Below are 15,510 nucleotides of genomic sequence, written 5' to 3'. Positions count from 1 at the left end.
GATGGGTGGTCGGTTCGTATTGGTCGCAGCGCACCGGAAGGGCGGCGGGGTGCGCCGTCAGCGCCGGAAAACACCGGCCTCGACCGCATCCGAAAAATCCCGGGGCAGCCGGTGCTTGGCGATCCGCTGGCTCGGAGTGAGCGGCATTCCGTCGACAAGCTTGGCGAATCGGGGTACGTGGAACCGCGCGAGCCGCTCGGCACCCCAGTCGAGTACCTCGCGCGGATTGATCTCGCTGCCTTCCGCCGCGGTGAGGAACAGCAGCATCTCCTGTTCCCCCAATTCGGCTTCCACCCCCACGACGGCACAGCGGTCCACCTGCGGATGCTGGCCGAAAACCTCTTCTATCTGCCACGCGGAGACGTTCTCTCCCCGGACGCGGACACTGTCACTGGCGCGGCCGTCGAAATGGAGCCGGCCGTGGGAATCCCAGCCGCCCATGTCTCCGGTGCGGAACCACGTGCCCTCTTGGGCCTTGGCCGTGGCTTCGGGGTTGTCCAGGTACCCGGACGTCACCAGCCCGTCGAACCGGCCCCGTACCGCGATCTCGCCCGGTGCGCCCGGTGCGCCCGGTGCGCCCGTTCGGCCGGCGGCATCGCCGCCGCCGCGGGGCGGCCGTACCGCTACCTCGAACCACGGCAGCGGTTCGCCGACGCCGCCGTCGGGGCGGTTTTTGTTGACGGTCACGATGCTGGACGTCTCGGTCATTCCGTAGCACTCATGCAGGGCGAACCCGAACCTGTCCTTGCTCGCCCGCCACAGCGCGGGGGTGGCGCCGGCCCCCCACGCCACTCGCACGCGGTTGCGCCGCTCCTCAGCGGACACCGGCAATTGGAGCAGGATCTGGAGGACGCCGCCGAGGTAATGCACGTGCGTCACCCCGTAGCGGTCCACATCGGCCCAGAACCGCGAGGCGCTGAAGCGCGGGGCGAACGCGAGCGAAACGTCGGCGTACAAGGGAATGAGTATCGTCTGGGCGCCGCCGATGTGGAAGAGCGGCTCCCACAGGTACAGCACGTCATCGGGCCGGACTTCGGTCACCTCGATGGCGCCCAGGACCGATGCGCGCAGCATGGCCGAGCTGACCTGCACTCCCTTCGGCGGGCCCGTCGTTCCCGAGGTGTACATGAGTACATCGGTGCCCGGCGGCGGTGGCGCGGGCGGGGCCGCGCGCCCCACCTCGACCATGCGGACGCCGGAAAGCAGGTCCTCGCCGGCCGCACCCAGCCCCGCCTCGACGATCGCCGCTGCCAAGCCGCCCTCCTCGGGAACCAGGCAGTGCGTCACGTTGGCGTCATTGATCTGATGGCTCAGCGGCAGCCCTTTCAACTGCGTGTTCATGGGGACCCACAACGCACCGATCCGGAACAGGGCGAGAATGATCGCCGCATGCTGGACGGTGGTCGGGAGGGCGACCGCGATTCGCGAACCCGGGCTGATGCCGTGTTCCCGGAACGCGGCGACCAGGCCGTCAACGCGCTGGTCCAGGTCGGAAAGGGTGGTCGCTTCGTCACCTTCGACGCCGTACACGTGGCCGGGCGCCTCGGCCGCCCGTTGCCGCAGCCGTTGCCCGATGCCGGTCCCGTTGACGAACTCCCGCGCCTCGTCGAGCCGCATCAGCCGCGGTTCCTCCGTTCCGTGGAGCGGGCCAGAAACCGGTCCGCGGTCTTCTGCGGCTCTCCGGCCCCGTAAGCCTGCTTGTCAACCTCCAGGGCGGCCGCAAAGGCCGCGTCCAGGCCGGGAAGCAGCGTGGCGTGCACACGGCGTTTGGTCAGCTGGAAAGCCTGCTGCGGCAGTTCGGCCAGCTCATTGGCAAGGGCGATACCGCGCGGAAGCACTTCCTCCCTCGGGTGGATCTCCGCGATCATGCCCAGGCGGTATGCCTCTTCGGCTGGCATCAGCCTTCCGGTCAGCATCAATTCCGTTGTCTTGCTGTGGCCCAGCGACTGCCACGTCAGGTACATGCCGGTAATGCTGGGGATCCCGGACTTGACTTCGGGTTGGCCGAACTTGACCTCCGGGTGCGCAATACGGATGTCGCAGACCAGGGAAAGCTGGTATCCCGAGCCGGCGGTCACCCCGTTGAGCGCGGCGACGACCGGCTTTGAGGTGGACAGCACCGCGTTGTAGACCCGGTAAAAGCTGTCGAGCCAGTCTTCGACGTTGCCCGTGGTGAACTCGGCCAGTTCGTTGAGGTCCTGGCCGGCGCAGAACGCGCGGTCGCCGGCTCCGGTCAGCACGATGCCCTGCACTTCGGGATTCTGGTCAAGCTCCTGCATCAAGTCCGCTACGCGGTGCTGCATCGCCTGGCTCCACGCGTTGAGCGCTTTGGGGTTGTTCAAGGTGATGACTCCGCAGCCATCGGTGATTTCCACGTCGACGTGGCCCATGATTCCTCCATTGGGTAAATGGTTGCTGTTTCCGGCGGGCCGGCGAGAGACACGGGTCCGCCCCGCCGCCGCGATTCCGCGCCGCCATGAATGAAGCCGGTTTTTTGGGTGGGTTACACGGCCTTGGGCTCGGAGACCTGCCGGCTGAGGTGGTCGAAGTCCTGTCCGACCCGCTCCTTGGGCGCCGGACCCAGGAGGTTCCCCAGCCAGAGGGCGAGCATCCCCACGGCAAAGCCGGGGATCATCTCATAAAGGCCGATGGTGTCGAATTGGCGGTAGATGACCACGGTCAGTCCGCCGCCCAGCATTCCGCACAGAGCGCCTACCCACGACGTCTTGCGGGAATAGAGGGCCGCCAGCAGAACCGGGCCGAACGCCGATGCAAAGCCCGCCCAGGCATAACCGACCAAATCGAGAATGGTGCCGCCGTTGAGCGCGATGACCACTCCTATTGCGGTGCATACCCCAACGGCCGCACGGCTGAGCCACACCAGGGAGCGCTCGGACGCCTCGCGGTTGGCGAACGATCGGTAAAAGTCCTCGGTGAGGGTCGTGGACGCCACAACAAGCTGGGAGTCGGCCGTGCTCATGACCGCTGAGACCACGCCCGCGAGGAACACCCCGGCGATCCAGGAGGGCAGCAGGCTCGAAACGAGCTCCATGTACGCGTTCTCCGGGTTGTCGAGCCCCGGGCCGAACACCGCGATCGCCGCAATTCCGATGACGCCGGCGGTTCCGAGCAATGTGATGGACAGGAAGATGCCCAACCGGGCGCCGCCCTTGACCGAGCCGGCCGAGCGCATCCCCATGAAACGGGACAGGATGTGCGGCGAACCGAAGTACCCGAGGCCCCAGGCGAGCGCCGAGATGATGGCGACGGAGGCGAAGGGCGAGCCGGTCACCCACTCACCGTCGACCAGGCTCACCTCAGTGAAGAGCGAACCGATGTCCGGATTCTGGGCGGAGACCGCGCGGAACATCCCGCCGAGGCCACCGGCGTTCGCCACGGCGACCACGGACACGACGACAAGGCTCGCGAACATGAGACAGCCCTGGAGGACATCGGTGTAACTGCTCGCCAAGAACCCGCCCAGCGATGAATAGACCATCACGAAGGCAGCGCCGAGAACCACGCCGGAAGTCGTGGACACGCCAAAGAGCTGGTTCAGTATCATGCCGGTGGCAATGAACGCCGACCCCAGGTATATCACGTAGAAAACAATGATTATTGCGGCCGTTACCGACCGGAGGATGTCGCTGTGGAAGCGGTTGGCGAAGAACCCGGGCAAGGTAACGGACTCGGTTTCCGTTCCCGTTCGCCAGTTGAATCCCCGTGCCGAGTACTCCCTCAGGCGTCCCGCCAGGACGTGCCAGCTCAAGTAAAACCCGAGCGTCAGCCCGAGGATCATCCAGACGTTGCTCATCCCGCTGACATAGAAGGCCCCCGGAAGCCCGATGAAGACCCATTGGCTTGAGTCGCTCGCCTTGGCGCTGACCGCCGTGACGAACGTCCCCAGGCGCCTGCCGCCGATGGCGAAGTCACTCATCCTCGAGTTCTTGCGGTAGGACCAGATCGCTATTCCGAGCACAACTGCGAAATAGACGATAAAGGCAACAGCGGTTGATGTCTCGGCACTCCCAGACATTCGCAACTCCCTCCGCCGTAATACGGGTCGGCCTGTCCGGTCCGCGGTACACGGTGTTGCATCAGGAGCGTAGGAGTCGGCGGAGATCCGCGGTAGGAGCCGAGGATTAAAATTTTGCGGCCTCCTCGACAGCAGCGCTTATGCTCGTCCGCATGAGGGCCCGCGGCATGCACGCGAATTAACGGCCGGCGGACGCGGAAACACCGGCGAAACAGAAGCGGCCGTGTTACCGCTCAAGACATTCGTGGGTGACCTGCCGGACGGCTTTGACGAACGCATCGGCCAGCGGGTTGCTGTGCCCCTGGCGCGTCGCCGCCACGATCTGCCTGCGCGGCCGCCGCTGGGTGACGGGGAGGGCAACGATCGTGTCGTGGTCGATATGCGCCAGCTCCGAGATCATGGCGACACCCAAACCGGAGGCGACGATTCCGCGCACCGTACCGAGGTTGTTGGTGCGAAACGCGATGTTCGGCACGAACCCCTCTTTGCCGCAGAACGTAGCGAGGCAATCGCTGGCGGCGGTCTCCTTGCGGTGCGCCACCCAGCGCTCGTTCCGCAGCTCCGCGAGATCCACGGATTCCCTGCCTGCGAGCCGGTGCTTTCGGTGCGCAATGACATGGAGTTCTTCGGCCTGTATTCCCGCCAGCTGCACCTTGGGGTCCCAAACCCGCGGCACCAGATCGTACTCGAATCCCAGCGCCACATCCAGATCGCCGCTCTCCACCCGGGGGAACAACTCGTAGGGCTCGCCCTCGTCCAGCGTTATTTCCACATCATTCCGTTTCACCAGGAAACGTGTAATGGCCTGAGCGATAATGGGGCCTCCAGCGGAGGCGAAACTGCCGACCCGCAGGTGCCCGACCTGACCGGCGGCCCATCGGGCAATGTCGACCTGCAGCTGGTCCATCAGCCGGAAAAGATCGCCGGCATGGCTCTTCAGGTGTTCGGCGGCATCAGTGGGAACGATCCTGCGGGGTTCGCGCCAGAAAAGCTCCAATCCCAGCGCCCTCTCCAGGCTGGCCATCTGCTGGGATACCGCTGAGGCCGTATACCCGAGCTCTCGCCCCGCGGCGGCGAAGGACCCCGTCTCGATTACCGCGCGCAAGGTCTTCAATGTCGTCAGATCCAACGCCATCGCGTCAGGGTACAGCGGAGACGGAAGTCACACGAGGCCTCTGCGCAGCAAGATCCGGCCATGGCGAGCAGACGGCCCCGGGCGTGAATCGAACGTCGCCCGCCACCGCCGTCAGTCCGGCAGGCGCACCAGCGGGAGGTAGACGGTGTCGAGGATGGCGTCGATTGCGGTGTCCGCGATCGGGGTGCCGCTGATGGGAGCGGCGTCGGTGCGGGTGAGGGCACTGCGATGCGGGCGGCGGTGATTTCGCCGGGATGCGAACCAGTGGCCCTACCGGGTCCTCCGGACACGGAGACGGAGGTGGAGGCGGTTGCTTCCGAGGGGATCGCCGTGCGGGGCGCGGCACGAAGCCGCCGTCGTGCCGCGGCGTGGACCGCGGCACGACGGGGATAGGTGCGTGCCGGAGGTCAGTTGAGTTCGATGTAGTCGAGTTCGGCGTAGCCGGCGGCGCCCCCGAAGTGCGGGGCGCCCTTGGCCAGGCGGATGACGTTGTATCCGGCGTGCAGGTCCACGGTGGTCGACACGGTGCCGCCGAACTCGCCCCATCCGCTGGTGGCCGGGTACTCGACGGTGCTCCACGGGCCGCCGTTGTAGGCCAGCCCGTGGGTGGCGGGCTCACCGGTCCCGTTCGCGTAGCCGATCGTCATGGTGTATTCGCGTGCCTCGGAGACTTCGACGGTGAAGTCGACGTAGCTGTCGGTGCGGAAGTCCCCGCTGTTGTCGATCCGGCCGACGTAGCCGCCGTTGGACGCGCTGCCGGACTCCAGGCGCTCGGCCCGGAACACCGACGCGTTCTCGGCCTCGTACCGCTGGGGATGGTCGGTCCCGCCGAGGGGCTCCACCACGAGCCGGTAGGCGCTGGTCTCGACCATCCCGGGAACCTCTACCTCGACCTCGCCGTCCTCGACGGCCCGGGTCGCCTCCAGCACGGTGTCGGGCTCGGGCACGTGGGTGAAGCGCCCGGAGGCCGGGGTCGACTCCACGCGCACACGCACCCGCTGGCCGAGGTCCTCCAGCCCGGTGACGCGGACGGTGTTATCGCCGGCCTGGTCGCCGAAGACGACGCTGAACGCGCGGCGCTCCTCGTCGTAGGCGGCGAACCCGTCCAGGCCGGTTCGGGCAGGCGGCTCGGTGTCCACCATCCGCCCGGTCATATCGCCGTACCACTTGTACAGCCACCAGGTTCCGGTGGGTTTGTCGTTGTCGGTCACCAGCCCGTTGACGGTGCCGTACTCGAACCAGAACGCGCGGTTGGCCGAGTCCACGCCGCCGCGCTCGAGCTTGGCGATGTAGCCGGCGACGGGGCCGGGCTGGTCGACCTTGTCCCGCGAGTCGTACGACGAGCCGTACTCGTTGATCGCGATCGGGCGCGGGCTGATCCCGAGTTCCTGTTCCAGAGCGCGGTAGTCGGCGATGTTCTGCTCGACCCGCTCGGAGGTGGGCTGGAGTTCGTGCCAGCACACCACGTCCGGCAGGGTTCCGGTGTCGCGGGCGTGGGTCAGGAAGGACCGCATGAAGTCCTCCCGGTAGCTGGAGATGCTCGGCCCGATGATGGGTGTCACCGGGTCCTGCGAGCGGACCCGCTTAAAGGTGCGCACCCACCCCTCGTTGAAGGGGCCGGCGGCCTCGGTGTCCCAGGTCCAACCGGGCTCGTTCCACAGCTCGTAGCCCTCGATGTTGCTGATGGACGAGGCGTCGAGGCGGTCCTGCACCTGGGTGTCGACCTTGTTCAGCCAGTCCTCCCAGCTCACCCACTGGTAGGGGAAGTCGGGATAGATGTCGGGCATCCTGATGATCACGCCGGCGCCGGCCCGGTCCGCCTGCGGCGCGACGCGCAGGGCGTCGCCGCCGGGCGGCTGCCCGTTGGGCTCGTGCAGGCTGCCGGGCGCAGGCTGGGTGACGTTGCGCATCCGGATCGGGTGGAGCATGGAGTCGTCCGGGCGCTCGTTCTCGGCGAGCGCGTAGAGCCCGCCGGAGGCGGCGTGGGTCACCGGCCGGAGGGGCTGCGCGGCGTCGACGACGAGTTCCGCGGCGGAGAGGGCGGGGGTGGCGCTGAGGCCCGCCGCGGTCACGGTGAGGACCGCGGTCGTGGCAGCCCAGCGCAGTGTCGTTCGTTTCATGGGGGACCTTTCTGCACGGCCCGGCCCGGCACGGTGGCCGGGGGCGGATCGGGTCGGCCGCGGCCAATCCATCCGGGGGCGGACGCGTAGCGGAGGAACGAACCGGTTCGACGGCGCTGTCGGCCGCAGACGCTATTTTCGAACGACGTTCGCCACAAGCCCCCGTCAGCAACAAACTTTTGATCTGGGGAAATAGCGAAAACCGGGGTTTACGCCAGCGAAATGCGCGGTTAAGGTCCGAACCGGTTCGCATTCGGCGCATCCGCAGCAAGGGAGTAGGCCATGGCCACAATCGGGGACGTCGCCCGCGCCGCAGGCGTCGCGCGTTCGACCGCGTCCTACGCCCTCAGCGGCAGACGCGCCGTGTCCGACGAGGTGCGCGAACGGGTCCGGCAGGCGGCGCGCGAGCTCGGCTACGCGCCCAACGCGGGCGCCCGCGCACTGGCCACCTCGCAAACGAGGGTCATCGGCCTGCTCGCGCAGTTCCTGCCCGACGAGTTCGCGCCGGCCATGCTGCAGTACATCCAGGGCGTGGCGAACACGGCCCGCGACGCCGGATACGACATCCTGCTCAGCTCCGACCCGGACGGCCCCACGGCGCTCAAACGCATCACCGACTCGCGCATGGTCGACGGCGTCGTCCTGCTCAACGTCGCCGAGTACGACGACCGCCTGCCCGTGCTGCGGGCGGCACCGCAGCACGGCGCACTGGTGGGTCTGCCGGGCGACTGCACCGGCGTGGACGTGTTCGACCTCGACTTCGAGGAGTCCGGCCGCAGCATGGTCGCGCACCTGGATGCACGCGGACACCGCGAACTGCTCCTCGTGTCGCAACCCGAGCACGTGATCGAGCGCGGCGGCGCCTACGTCTGGCGCCTGCAGAACGCCGCGCTGGAGACCGCCGCCGCCCGCGGCATCACCCTGCACGCGGTCTACGGGTCCTCGGCCCAGCCCGAGATCGGGCGCGAGCTGCACGCCCTCCTCGACGCCTACCCGAACGCCACCGGACTCCTGCTCAACAACGAGGCCGCAGCCGCGGCCCTGCCGACCGTCCTGCACGAACGAAACCTGTCGGCACCCGAGGACCTGTCCGTCATCGGGCGCTACTCCGACGAGTTCGCCCGGACGTTCTCCCTGCCGTTCTCCTCGGTCGAAAGCGCCCCCGACCGCCTCGGGCGCATGGCCGTGCGCCAGCTCGTACGCCGGATCCAGCAGGAGGTCCCCGCCGACGCCCCCTACGTGGTGCGGTTCGTGTCGCCGGATCTTGTGGACCGGGGCAGCACCGCCGCCCCGCCGCAGGGCGACTGACCGCGCCTCCCGCGCGGCGACGCCGCGGCCGGGACTGTTCAGGAAGGAACCCCCCATGCACGACACCAGACGCACGCCCGCTGCCCGGTCCGTGCCGGCGGGCCTGGCCGCCGCAACACTCGTCCTGGCCACCGCGTGCACATCGGCCGGCGACGGCGGCGGCACCGGCCAGGACGCTGACACCTACACCTGGTGGGACCCCTACCCGCAGCACAGCGAGGGCTCGGCCTGGGCCGAGCGCGTCAACGACTGCGGCGAGCGGGCCGGCGTGGAGATCGAGCGCACCGCCTCCGACACCACCGAGCTGACCAACCGGGCCTTGCTGGCCGCCCAGGAGGGGACCAGCCCCGACGTCATCCTGCTCGACAACCCCGCGGTGCCCACGCTGGCGGATACCGGCATGCTCGCCACCGTCGGCGAACTCGGTCTCGAGGTGGGCGACGTCGACGAGAACCTCTTGGCCGCCGGGGTCGTCGACGGGAAGACCTACGGCATCCCGATCGGCGCCAACACTCTGGCGCTCTACTACAACGCCGAGATCCTCGGCGCCGCCGGCGTCGACCCGGAATCGATCACCGATTGGGAATCGCTGACGGAGGCGCTCGCGCGCGTCGTGGACAACGGCGACAAGGGCATCACCTTTGCGGCCGCCGGCACGGAGGAGGGCTCCTTCCAGTTCTTGCCGTGGTTCTGGGGAGCAGGAGCCGACCTGCGCGACCTCGATTCGCCCGAAGCGGTCGAGGCGCTGGAGTTGTGGGACGGCTGGCTGGCGGAGGGCTATGCGCCGGAGTCGGCCATCAACAACTCGCAGAACACCACCTGGGAGGAGTTCTTGACCGGCGAGTTCGGCTTTGCCGTCAACGGCACCTGGCAGGTCAACAGCGCCGCCGAGGCCGACTTCGACACCGGCGTGATCCAGATCCCGGCCCAGGGCGGCGGCACGGCGCCGGCACCGACCGGCGGCGAGTTCATCGTCGCTCCGCTGCAGTCCGAGACCGGCCGCTACGACGTCACCCGCCGGATCGTGGAGTGCATGACCACCCCGGAGGGCTTCGTCGAGACCGCGACGACCTTCGCCTACTACATCCCGCCAACGGCCGAGGGGCAGGAGGCGCTGCTGGAGAAGCGGCCCGAACTGGACCCGTGGGTCCAAGCGGTGCGCGGCGCCAAGGGCCGTACCAGCGACAACCTCGGGGCCGACTACCCGGGGATCTCCGAGCCGATGTGGACCGCGGTGCAGAAGGCGCTGTCGGGATCGGCCACCCCCGCCGAGGCCCTGAAGCAGGCGCAGGCCGACGCTGAAGCGGCGACGGGCAGATGACGAGGAGTATCCCGTTCATGGCCGCGAACCCGGCCGAATCGGGGGGACGCGGGGCCGCCGGCGGTGCGGCGGGCCGGGCACCCGCCGCACCCGATCGGCGCGAACGCCGCCGGCTCCCGTTGACCCCGCAGCAGCTGAGCGCGATCGGCTTCGCCGCGCCCCTGCTGGTCTATCTGCTGGCGTTCTACGCCTACCCGCTGTGGCGCAACGTCGAGTTGAGTCTGCACGACTACACCGTGCGGGCATTCGTGCAGGGCGACCCGGAATTCGTCGGGTTCGCGAACTACGCGGAGGTGTTCGCATCCGACACATTCGGCGCCGCCGTGGTCAACACCGCCGTGTTCACCCTCGTCTCCATCGCGTTCCAGTACGCGATCGGACTGGCGCTGGCCGTGTTCTTCCAGGCGAACTTCCGGTTGTCCGGCGTACTGCGCGCGCTGTTCCTGGTGCCTTGGCTGCTGCCGCTGATCGTGTCGTCCTCCACCTGGGCGTGGATGCTCAACAGCGAGTACGGGATCGTGAACTCGGTCATCACGGCGTTCGGCGGGCAGCAGATCAACTGGCTGACCTCGCCGGAAACCGCACTGATCTCGGTGATCATCGCCAACATCTGGCTGGGCATCCCGTTCAACCTGGTGATCCTGTACTCGGGTCTGCAGCAGATCCCCGCCGACCTCTACGAGGCGGCCGCCCTGGACGGGGCCACCGCCTGGCAGCGGTTCCGGCACATCACCCTTCCCCTGCTGCGCCCGGTCACCGCCATCACCCTCCTGCTGGGCTTCATCTACACCCTCAAGGTGGTCGACGTCGTGTGGATCATGACCACCGGCGGGCCCGGTGACGCGTCGCTCATCCTCGCGGTGTGGTCGTATCGCGAAGCCTTCGGTACAGGCCGGCCGGAGTTCTCCCCGGCCGCCGCGATCGGCAACCTGCTCATCGTCATCGCGCTCGTGTTCGGATTCGTCCATCTGCGGTTGCAGCGTTCCGGGGAGGGATCATGACCGCCCGCCGCCCCTGGTGGAAGACGGTGCTGGGCGCGGCGCTGACCGCGTTCATGCTGTTTCCCGTCTACTGGATGGTGAACGTGTCGCTGACGCGGACCGAGGATCTGCGCCGCGGCAGCCCGCGCTGGTTCCCGAGCGCCCCGACTCCGGACGGCTACGCCGCCGCCCTGGCGCAGCAGCTTCCCGCGCTGGGTACCAGCCTGGTCATCGGATTCGGCTGTGTGGCCCTGACCGTCGTGATCGCCGCTCCGGCCGGCTACGCGCTCGCGATCCTCCATCTGCGCGGCGGACGCACGCTGCGCTTCCTGCTGCTGGTCGCCCAGATGATCCCGGCGGTGGTCATGGCGATGGGTTTCTACGCCGTCTATGTGCGCCTGGGCCTGCTCAACACGGTCTGGGGGCTCATCGTGGCCGATTCGACCATCGCGGTCCCGTTCGGGGTGCTGCTGTACTCCACGTTCATGGCGGGCATTCCGCGCGAACTCGTCCAGGCCGCACGCATCGACGGCGCCGGCGTCTGGCGCATCTTCGCCGCGATCGTCCTGCCGGTGAGCCGGAACTCCACGGTCACGGTGTCGCTGTTCGCCTTCCTGTGGGCGTGGTCGGACTTCATCTTCGCCTCCACGCTCAACCGCTCGGGCGAGCTCGTCCCGATCACGCTCGGCATTTACCAGTACATCGGCAACAACACCACCCAGTGGAACGCGATCATGGCGACCGCCGTGGTGGCATCCCTGCCCGCGGCGATCCTGCTGGTCGTCGCGCAACGCTACGTGGCCGCCGGCGTGACCGCCGGAGCCGTGAAGGACTGAGCTGACACGTGGAAAACGACACCCGCCCCCGAGCCGCAACCCGCGCAGTACCGGTCGCCCCTTCCACCGGTTTGCGCAGGGGGATCGGGCTGGAGGAGTTCCGCCTGGCCGACGGGTTCTGGGAACGGATGCAGCGGTCGAATGCGCGCAATACTCTGCTCCACTGCCTCGACTGGATGGACCGTCTGGGCTGGACCGCGAACTTCGACCGAGTGGCGGAGGGCGCCACCGGCGGCGCTCGGCCGGGGTGGCCGTTCTCCGACTCGGAAATCTACAAGCTCCTGGAGGCACTGGCCTGGGAATACGGCCGCGCGGGCGAGGCGTCGGTGAACGCGGTGTTCGAATCGCTCGTCGACCGGGTTGCCGCGGCACAGGACGGCGACGGCTACCTCAACACCTGTTTTGGGCACCCCGGCCGGCAGCCCCGGTACAGCGACCTCGAATCGGGGCACGAGCTGTACTGCACGGGCCACCTGCTGCAGGCCGCCGTCGCCCGTGCGCGGACCACCGGCCCGGACAGACTCGTCGAGGTGGCCCGCCGGGCCGCCGACCACGTGTGCCGCGAGTTCGGCCCCACCGGCCGTGCGGGCCTGTGCGGCCATCCGGAGATCGAGCTCGGCCTGGCCGAACTGGGGCGCGTGCTCGGCGAACCGCGCTACACCGAGCAGGCGCGCCTGTTCATCGAGCGCCGCGGGCACAACACCTTGAAACCCGTCGCGCTACTGGACGCCTCCTACTTCCAGGACGACGTGCCGGTGCGCGAGGCCGCGGTGTGGCGGGGCCATGCGGTGCGGGCGCTGTACCTGGCGGCCGGAACCGCCGACGTGGCCGCGGAGACGGGCGACACCGGGCTGCTCGACGCCGTCCAGCGGCAGTGGCGGCGCACAGTGGAGCGGCGCACGTACTTGACCGGCGGCATGGGATCGCGGCACCAGGACGAGGGGTTCGGCGAGGACTGGGAGCTGCCGCCCGATCGCGCCTACTGCGAGACGTGCGCGGGAATCGCCTCCGTCATGGTCTCGTGGCGGCTGTACCTCGCCACCGGCGAGGTCCGGTACGCGGACCTGATCGAGCGCACGCTTTACAACGTCGTCGCCGCCTCGCCGGACCCCGGCGGACGCGCCTTCTTCTACGCCAATCCGCTGCACCAGCGCACGGCCGCGGACGGGATACGGCCGGACGGGGTGAACCCGCGTGCCGAGGGAGGCGTGCGCGCCCCTTGGTTCGACGTCTCCTGCTGCCCGACGAACCTGGCACGCACACTCGCCGCCTGGCAGGGCTATGCCGCCTCGGTCGAGGGCGACACCGTGACGCTGCTGCAGTACGCGGCCGGCGAACTGCGCCTGGCTTTGGACGGCGGCGGGGCCCTGGTCCTGCGCATCACGACCGGGTACCCGCACGACGGGGCCGTGCGCATCGAGGTCGTCGAGGCACCATCCGACCGGGAGGTCGACCTGCGGATGCGGGTGCCGCACTGGGCGCACGGCGCCACGCTGGACGGCGGCGCGGGAGAGCGCGGCGTCGAACCCGGCTGGGCGCAGGAACGCGGGACGTTCGCCCCGGGCACCGTCCTCGACCTCCAGTTGCCGGTGGAGCCCCGGTTGAGCTGGCCCGACCCCCGCATCGACGCGGTACGCGGCTGCGTCGCCGTCGAACGCGGACCGCTCGTGCTGTGCGCGGAGTCCATCGACCTGCCGGAATCCTGGGTGCTGGACGATATCCGCATCGATGCCGCGCGCCCTCCCCAGGCTGATGGCGACGGTGCGGTGGCGCGGATGACACCGGTGCGGCCGCCGCCTCCCGGGCCGGGTTCCGCCGGGTACCCCCCGTACCGGTCCTCGGCGCCACCACCGCGCCGGGACGGCCCGTCCGGTTGGCGCGACGTCGCCCTTGTCCCGTACTACCGGTGGGCACGTCGGGGAAGCTCGGCGATGCGGGTGTTCCTCCCCACGGCACCGGCCGCCCCTGGAGACGACGGCTGACCGGGCGCGGCCGCGCCCGCGAGCCCCGCTGGTGCGCCCGGACGGGAACGCCCCGCACCGCCCACCCGGTCTCGGCGGCCGGTTCGACGGCTCGCACAGCCCGGGCAGACGGCCGGGTGGCGGACGCCGGCGCGTCACACGGACTTGATCGCGCCACCGTCGATGATGTGGTCCGCCCCAGTGGTGCTGCCTGCGAGCGGTGAAGCGAGGTAGGCGACAAGGTCACCGACCTCCGCGGGCTCCACGAGCCTGCCGGTGACCATCCCCATGGACGCGGGGAGGTTGTCCACCAGTTGCTCCCGGCTCAGGCCCAGGGACTCGGCGAGCTCTGCGCCATAGCCGTCCGAGGATTCCCACATGCGGGTCCGGACAGGGCCGGGTGAGACCGTGTTGATGCGTACTCCTTGCGGGCCGAACTCTTCGGCCACCGCTTTGCCGAAGGCGGTGAGCGCAGCCTTGGCGGTGGTGTAGGGGATCGGTCCGGCATGCGGGGTTCGGGCGCCGTTGGACGAGATATTGACGATCGCGCCGCGGCTTTCCAGCAGATGCGGCAGTGCGGCCCGCGTGGTGCGGACCGCCGCCAGGAAGTTCAGGTCGAACGCGCTGCTCCACTGCTGATCGGTGAAGGTGAGGAACCCGCCGGTCTGGCCGGCGCCGTCACCGCCCCCGACGTTGTTGACCAGCACATCGAGCCGCCCAAGCTCTGCCTCCGCCTGTTCGATGAGCTGAGCGGGGCCGCCGGGAGCGGACAGGTCGACGGACACGCTGAGCGCCCCCGTGGCCTTGAGCTCAGGTGTGATCGTGCGTGCTGCTGCCAGCACCCGCACTCCTTCGCCGATCAAGGCCGAGACCGCGGCCAGCCCGATTCCGCGGCTTGCGCCGGTCACGACAGCGGCCTTGCCGTCCAACTGCAGATCCATGAGGCTCCCAAGTACGATTGACGTCATCAATGACGCGGATAGCCTAAGAGGTGCAACACAGTTGTTGCAAGTGTCTTGTGAGTGGCGACCGTTGCGTAGCCTGGGCGGGGATCATGAGCAGGAGGTCACATGGAGCAGGAGAGGCGAGTACGGCCGATGCGCGCAGACGCCGAGCGGACGGTGAAGGCGATCCTCGAGGCCGCGGAACGTGTGCTGAGCGCCAATCCCGCAGCCACCATGGAACAGATCGCGGAGGCTGCGGGCGTCGCACGGACGACCGTGCACCGCCGGTTCACCAGCCGCGAGGCTCTTGTCGGCGCCATGACGGCCTGGGCCACCCAGCAGTTCCACGACGCCGTCGCCAGCGCCCGGCCCGAAACCGCTCCGCCGCTGGTCGCGCTGTATCAGGTGACCGCTAACGTGCTCCGCGTCAAGATCGGCTGGGGGTTCGCCATGAACGCCGCCAAGCCTGAGGACTCCGAGGCCGCACTCGTACATGCGGACGTGCTCGACCAGTGCGACCGCCTTTTCCAGCGGCTGCAGCACACAGGTGCCCTCCGGCCCGACACCGATCTGGTATGGGCTCGGCGCACGTACTACGCACTGATCCACGAAGCCGCACAGATCCAGCCCACCGACGCCCGGGACGTCGATGGACTGGCAACGCTCGTCGTGGACACCCTGCTGACCGGCGTGGGCCGGCAACCGCTGAACCCCGGCATCTAGCAGAGCCCCCGGAGCCGGCTCGGGTACAGCCGGCGCGGCACCGGCGGCTCAGTTTGCGGGCAGGGGTAGTCCAGTGGCGTGGAAGAGCCGGTCCCTTGATGCCGCGGTCCGCTCGAAAACGCCGTCGCCGATTGACATCAAGCTAC

General features: G+C 68.8%; 12 protein-coding genes. 6 read left to right on the top strand and 6 right to left on the bottom strand.

The window, feature by feature from the left end; genetic code table 11:
- Positions 1 to 57 precede the first annotated feature (57 nt).
- The 5 genes from ACYVD5_RS22350 to ACYVD5_RS22330 all read right to left on the bottom strand — a co-directional run bounded on the left by ACYVD5_RS22350 (position 58) and on the right by ACYVD5_RS22330 (position 7,291).
- Positions 58 to 1,617, bottom strand: a complete 1,560-nt coding sequence (locus tag ACYVD5_RS22350; protein WP_461003080.1) for a class I adenylate-forming enzyme family protein — start codon at positions 1,615 to 1,617, stop codon at positions 58 to 60.
- The gene (locus tag ACYVD5_RS22345) at positions 1,617 to 2,390 is read right to left on the bottom strand and encodes an enoyl-CoA hydratase/isomerase family protein (RefSeq protein ID WP_461003079.1); all 774 of its coding nucleotides are present in this window, start codon (positions 2,388 to 2,390) and stop codon (positions 1,617 to 1,619) included. Before ACYVD5_RS22345 ends, ACYVD5_RS22350 begins: the two co-directional genes overlap by 1 nt.
- A 113-nt stretch (positions 2,391 to 2,503) precedes the next feature.
- On the bottom strand, positions 2,504 to 3,937 hold the full coding sequence (locus ACYVD5_RS22340) for a sodium/proline symporter (protein ID WP_461003078.1): 1,434 nt from the start codon (positions 3,935 to 3,937) through the stop codon (positions 2,504 to 2,506).
- Positions 3,938 to 4,262: 325 nt separating this feature from the next.
- Positions 4,263 to 5,171: a LysR family transcriptional regulator gene (locus ACYVD5_RS22335; protein WP_461003077.1), complete on the bottom strand. Its 909-nt coding sequence runs from the start codon at positions 5,169 to 5,171 to the stop codon at positions 4,263 to 4,265.
- A gap of 407 nt (positions 5,172 to 5,578) precedes the next feature.
- The gene (locus ACYVD5_RS22330) at positions 5,579 to 7,291 is read right to left on the bottom strand and encodes a CBM35 domain-containing protein (RefSeq protein ID WP_461003076.1); all 1,713 of its coding nucleotides are present in this window, start codon (positions 7,289 to 7,291) and stop codon (positions 5,579 to 5,581) included.
- Positions 7,292 to 7,573: 282 nt separating this feature from the next.
- On the opposite strand from ACYVD5_RS22330, the gene ACYVD5_RS22325 reads away from it, so the two are divergent.
- From ACYVD5_RS22325 to ACYVD5_RS22305, 5 genes are read left to right on the top strand one after another with little or no spacing between them, the layout of a single operon-like run.
- The gene (locus ACYVD5_RS22325) at positions 7,574 to 8,599 is read left to right on the top strand and encodes a LacI family DNA-binding transcriptional regulator (protein ID WP_461003075.1); all 1,026 of its coding nucleotides are present in this window, start codon (positions 7,574 to 7,576) and stop codon (positions 8,597 to 8,599) included.
- A gap of 55 nt (positions 8,600 to 8,654) precedes the next feature.
- The gene (locus ACYVD5_RS22320) at positions 8,655 to 9,920 is read left to right on the top strand and encodes a sugar ABC transporter substrate-binding protein (protein ID WP_461003074.1); all 1,266 of its coding nucleotides are present in this window, start codon (positions 8,655 to 8,657) and stop codon (positions 9,918 to 9,920) included.
- Between the two features lie 17 nt (positions 9,921 to 9,937).
- Complete coding sequence (locus ACYVD5_RS22315; RefSeq protein WP_461003073.1) at positions 9,938 to 10,921, top strand: carbohydrate ABC transporter permease; 984 nt, start codon at positions 9,938 to 9,940, stop codon at positions 10,919 to 10,921.
- Positions 10,918 to 11,736 carry a carbohydrate ABC transporter permease gene (locus tag ACYVD5_RS22310; RefSeq protein WP_461003072.1) on the top strand — a complete coding sequence of 273 codons (819 nt, stop codon included), beginning with the start codon at positions 10,918 to 10,920 and terminating at the stop codon, positions 11,734 to 11,736. Before ACYVD5_RS22315 ends, ACYVD5_RS22310 begins: the two co-directional genes overlap by 4 nt.
- Positions 11,737 to 11,744: 8 nt before the next feature.
- Positions 11,745 to 13,718, top strand: coding sequence for a glycoside hydrolase family 127 protein (locus ACYVD5_RS22305; RefSeq protein ID WP_461003071.1), 1,974 nt, complete (start codon positions 11,745 to 11,747; stop codon positions 13,716 to 13,718).
- A gap of 134 nt (positions 13,719 to 13,852) precedes the next feature.
- Here the strand turns inward: ACYVD5_RS22305 and ACYVD5_RS22300 are convergent, their stop codons facing one another.
- Positions 13,853 to 14,665, bottom strand: coding sequence for an SDR family NAD(P)-dependent oxidoreductase (locus tag ACYVD5_RS22300; RefSeq protein ID WP_461003070.1), 813 nt, complete (start codon positions 14,663 to 14,665; stop codon positions 13,853 to 13,855).
- Between the two features lie 102 nt (positions 14,666 to 14,767).
- Between ACYVD5_RS22300 and ACYVD5_RS22295 the strand changes: the two genes are divergently transcribed.
- Entirely contained in the window at positions 14,768 to 15,364 is a 597-nt protein-coding gene (locus ACYVD5_RS22295; protein ID WP_461003069.1) for a TetR/AcrR family transcriptional regulator, read from the top strand.
- Positions 15,365 to 15,510 lie beyond the last annotated feature (146 nt).

This window comes from Streptomonospora sediminis (genome assembly GCF_054778995.1).
This window is presented reverse-complemented; position numbering and strand designations above follow the sequence as displayed.

Coding starts and splice junctions, on each gene's coding strand:
- ACYVD5_RS22350 (WP_461003080.1), bottom strand. CDS start 1,617: ATGCGGCTCGACGAGGCGCGGGAGTTCGTCAACGGGACCGGCATCGGG.
- ACYVD5_RS22345 (WP_461003079.1), bottom strand. CDS start 2,390: ATGGGCCACGTCGACGTGGAAATCACCGATGGCTGCGGAGTCATCACC.
- ACYVD5_RS22340 (WP_461003078.1), bottom strand. CDS start 3,937: ATGAGTGACTTCGCCATCGGCGGCAGGCGCCTGGGGACGTTCGTCACG.
- ACYVD5_RS22335 (WP_461003077.1), bottom strand. CDS start 5,171: ATGGCGTTGGATCTGACGACATTGAAGACCTTGCGCGCGGTAATCGAG.
- ACYVD5_RS22330 (WP_461003076.1), bottom strand. CDS start 7,291: ATGAAACGAACGACACTGCGCTGGGCTGCCACGACCGCGGTCCTCACC.
- ACYVD5_RS22325 (WP_461003075.1), top strand. CDS start 7,574: ATGGCCACAATCGGGGACGTCGCCCGCGCCGCAGGCGTCGCGCGTTCG.
- ACYVD5_RS22320 (WP_461003074.1), top strand. CDS start 8,655: ATGCACGACACCAGACGCACGCCCGCTGCCCGGTCCGTGCCGGCGGGC.
- ACYVD5_RS22315 (WP_461003073.1), top strand. CDS start 9,938: ATGGCCGCGAACCCGGCCGAATCGGGGGGACGCGGGGCCGCCGGCGGT.
- ACYVD5_RS22310 (WP_461003072.1), top strand. CDS start 10,918: ATGACCGCCCGCCGCCCCTGGTGGAAGACGGTGCTGGGCGCGGCGCTG.
- ACYVD5_RS22300 (WP_461003070.1), bottom strand. CDS start 14,665: ATGACGTCAATCGTACTTGGGAGCCTCATGGATCTGCAGTTGGACGGC.
- ACYVD5_RS22295 (WP_461003069.1), top strand. CDS start 14,768: ATGGAGCAGGAGAGGCGAGTACGGCCGATGCGCGCAGACGCCGAGCGG.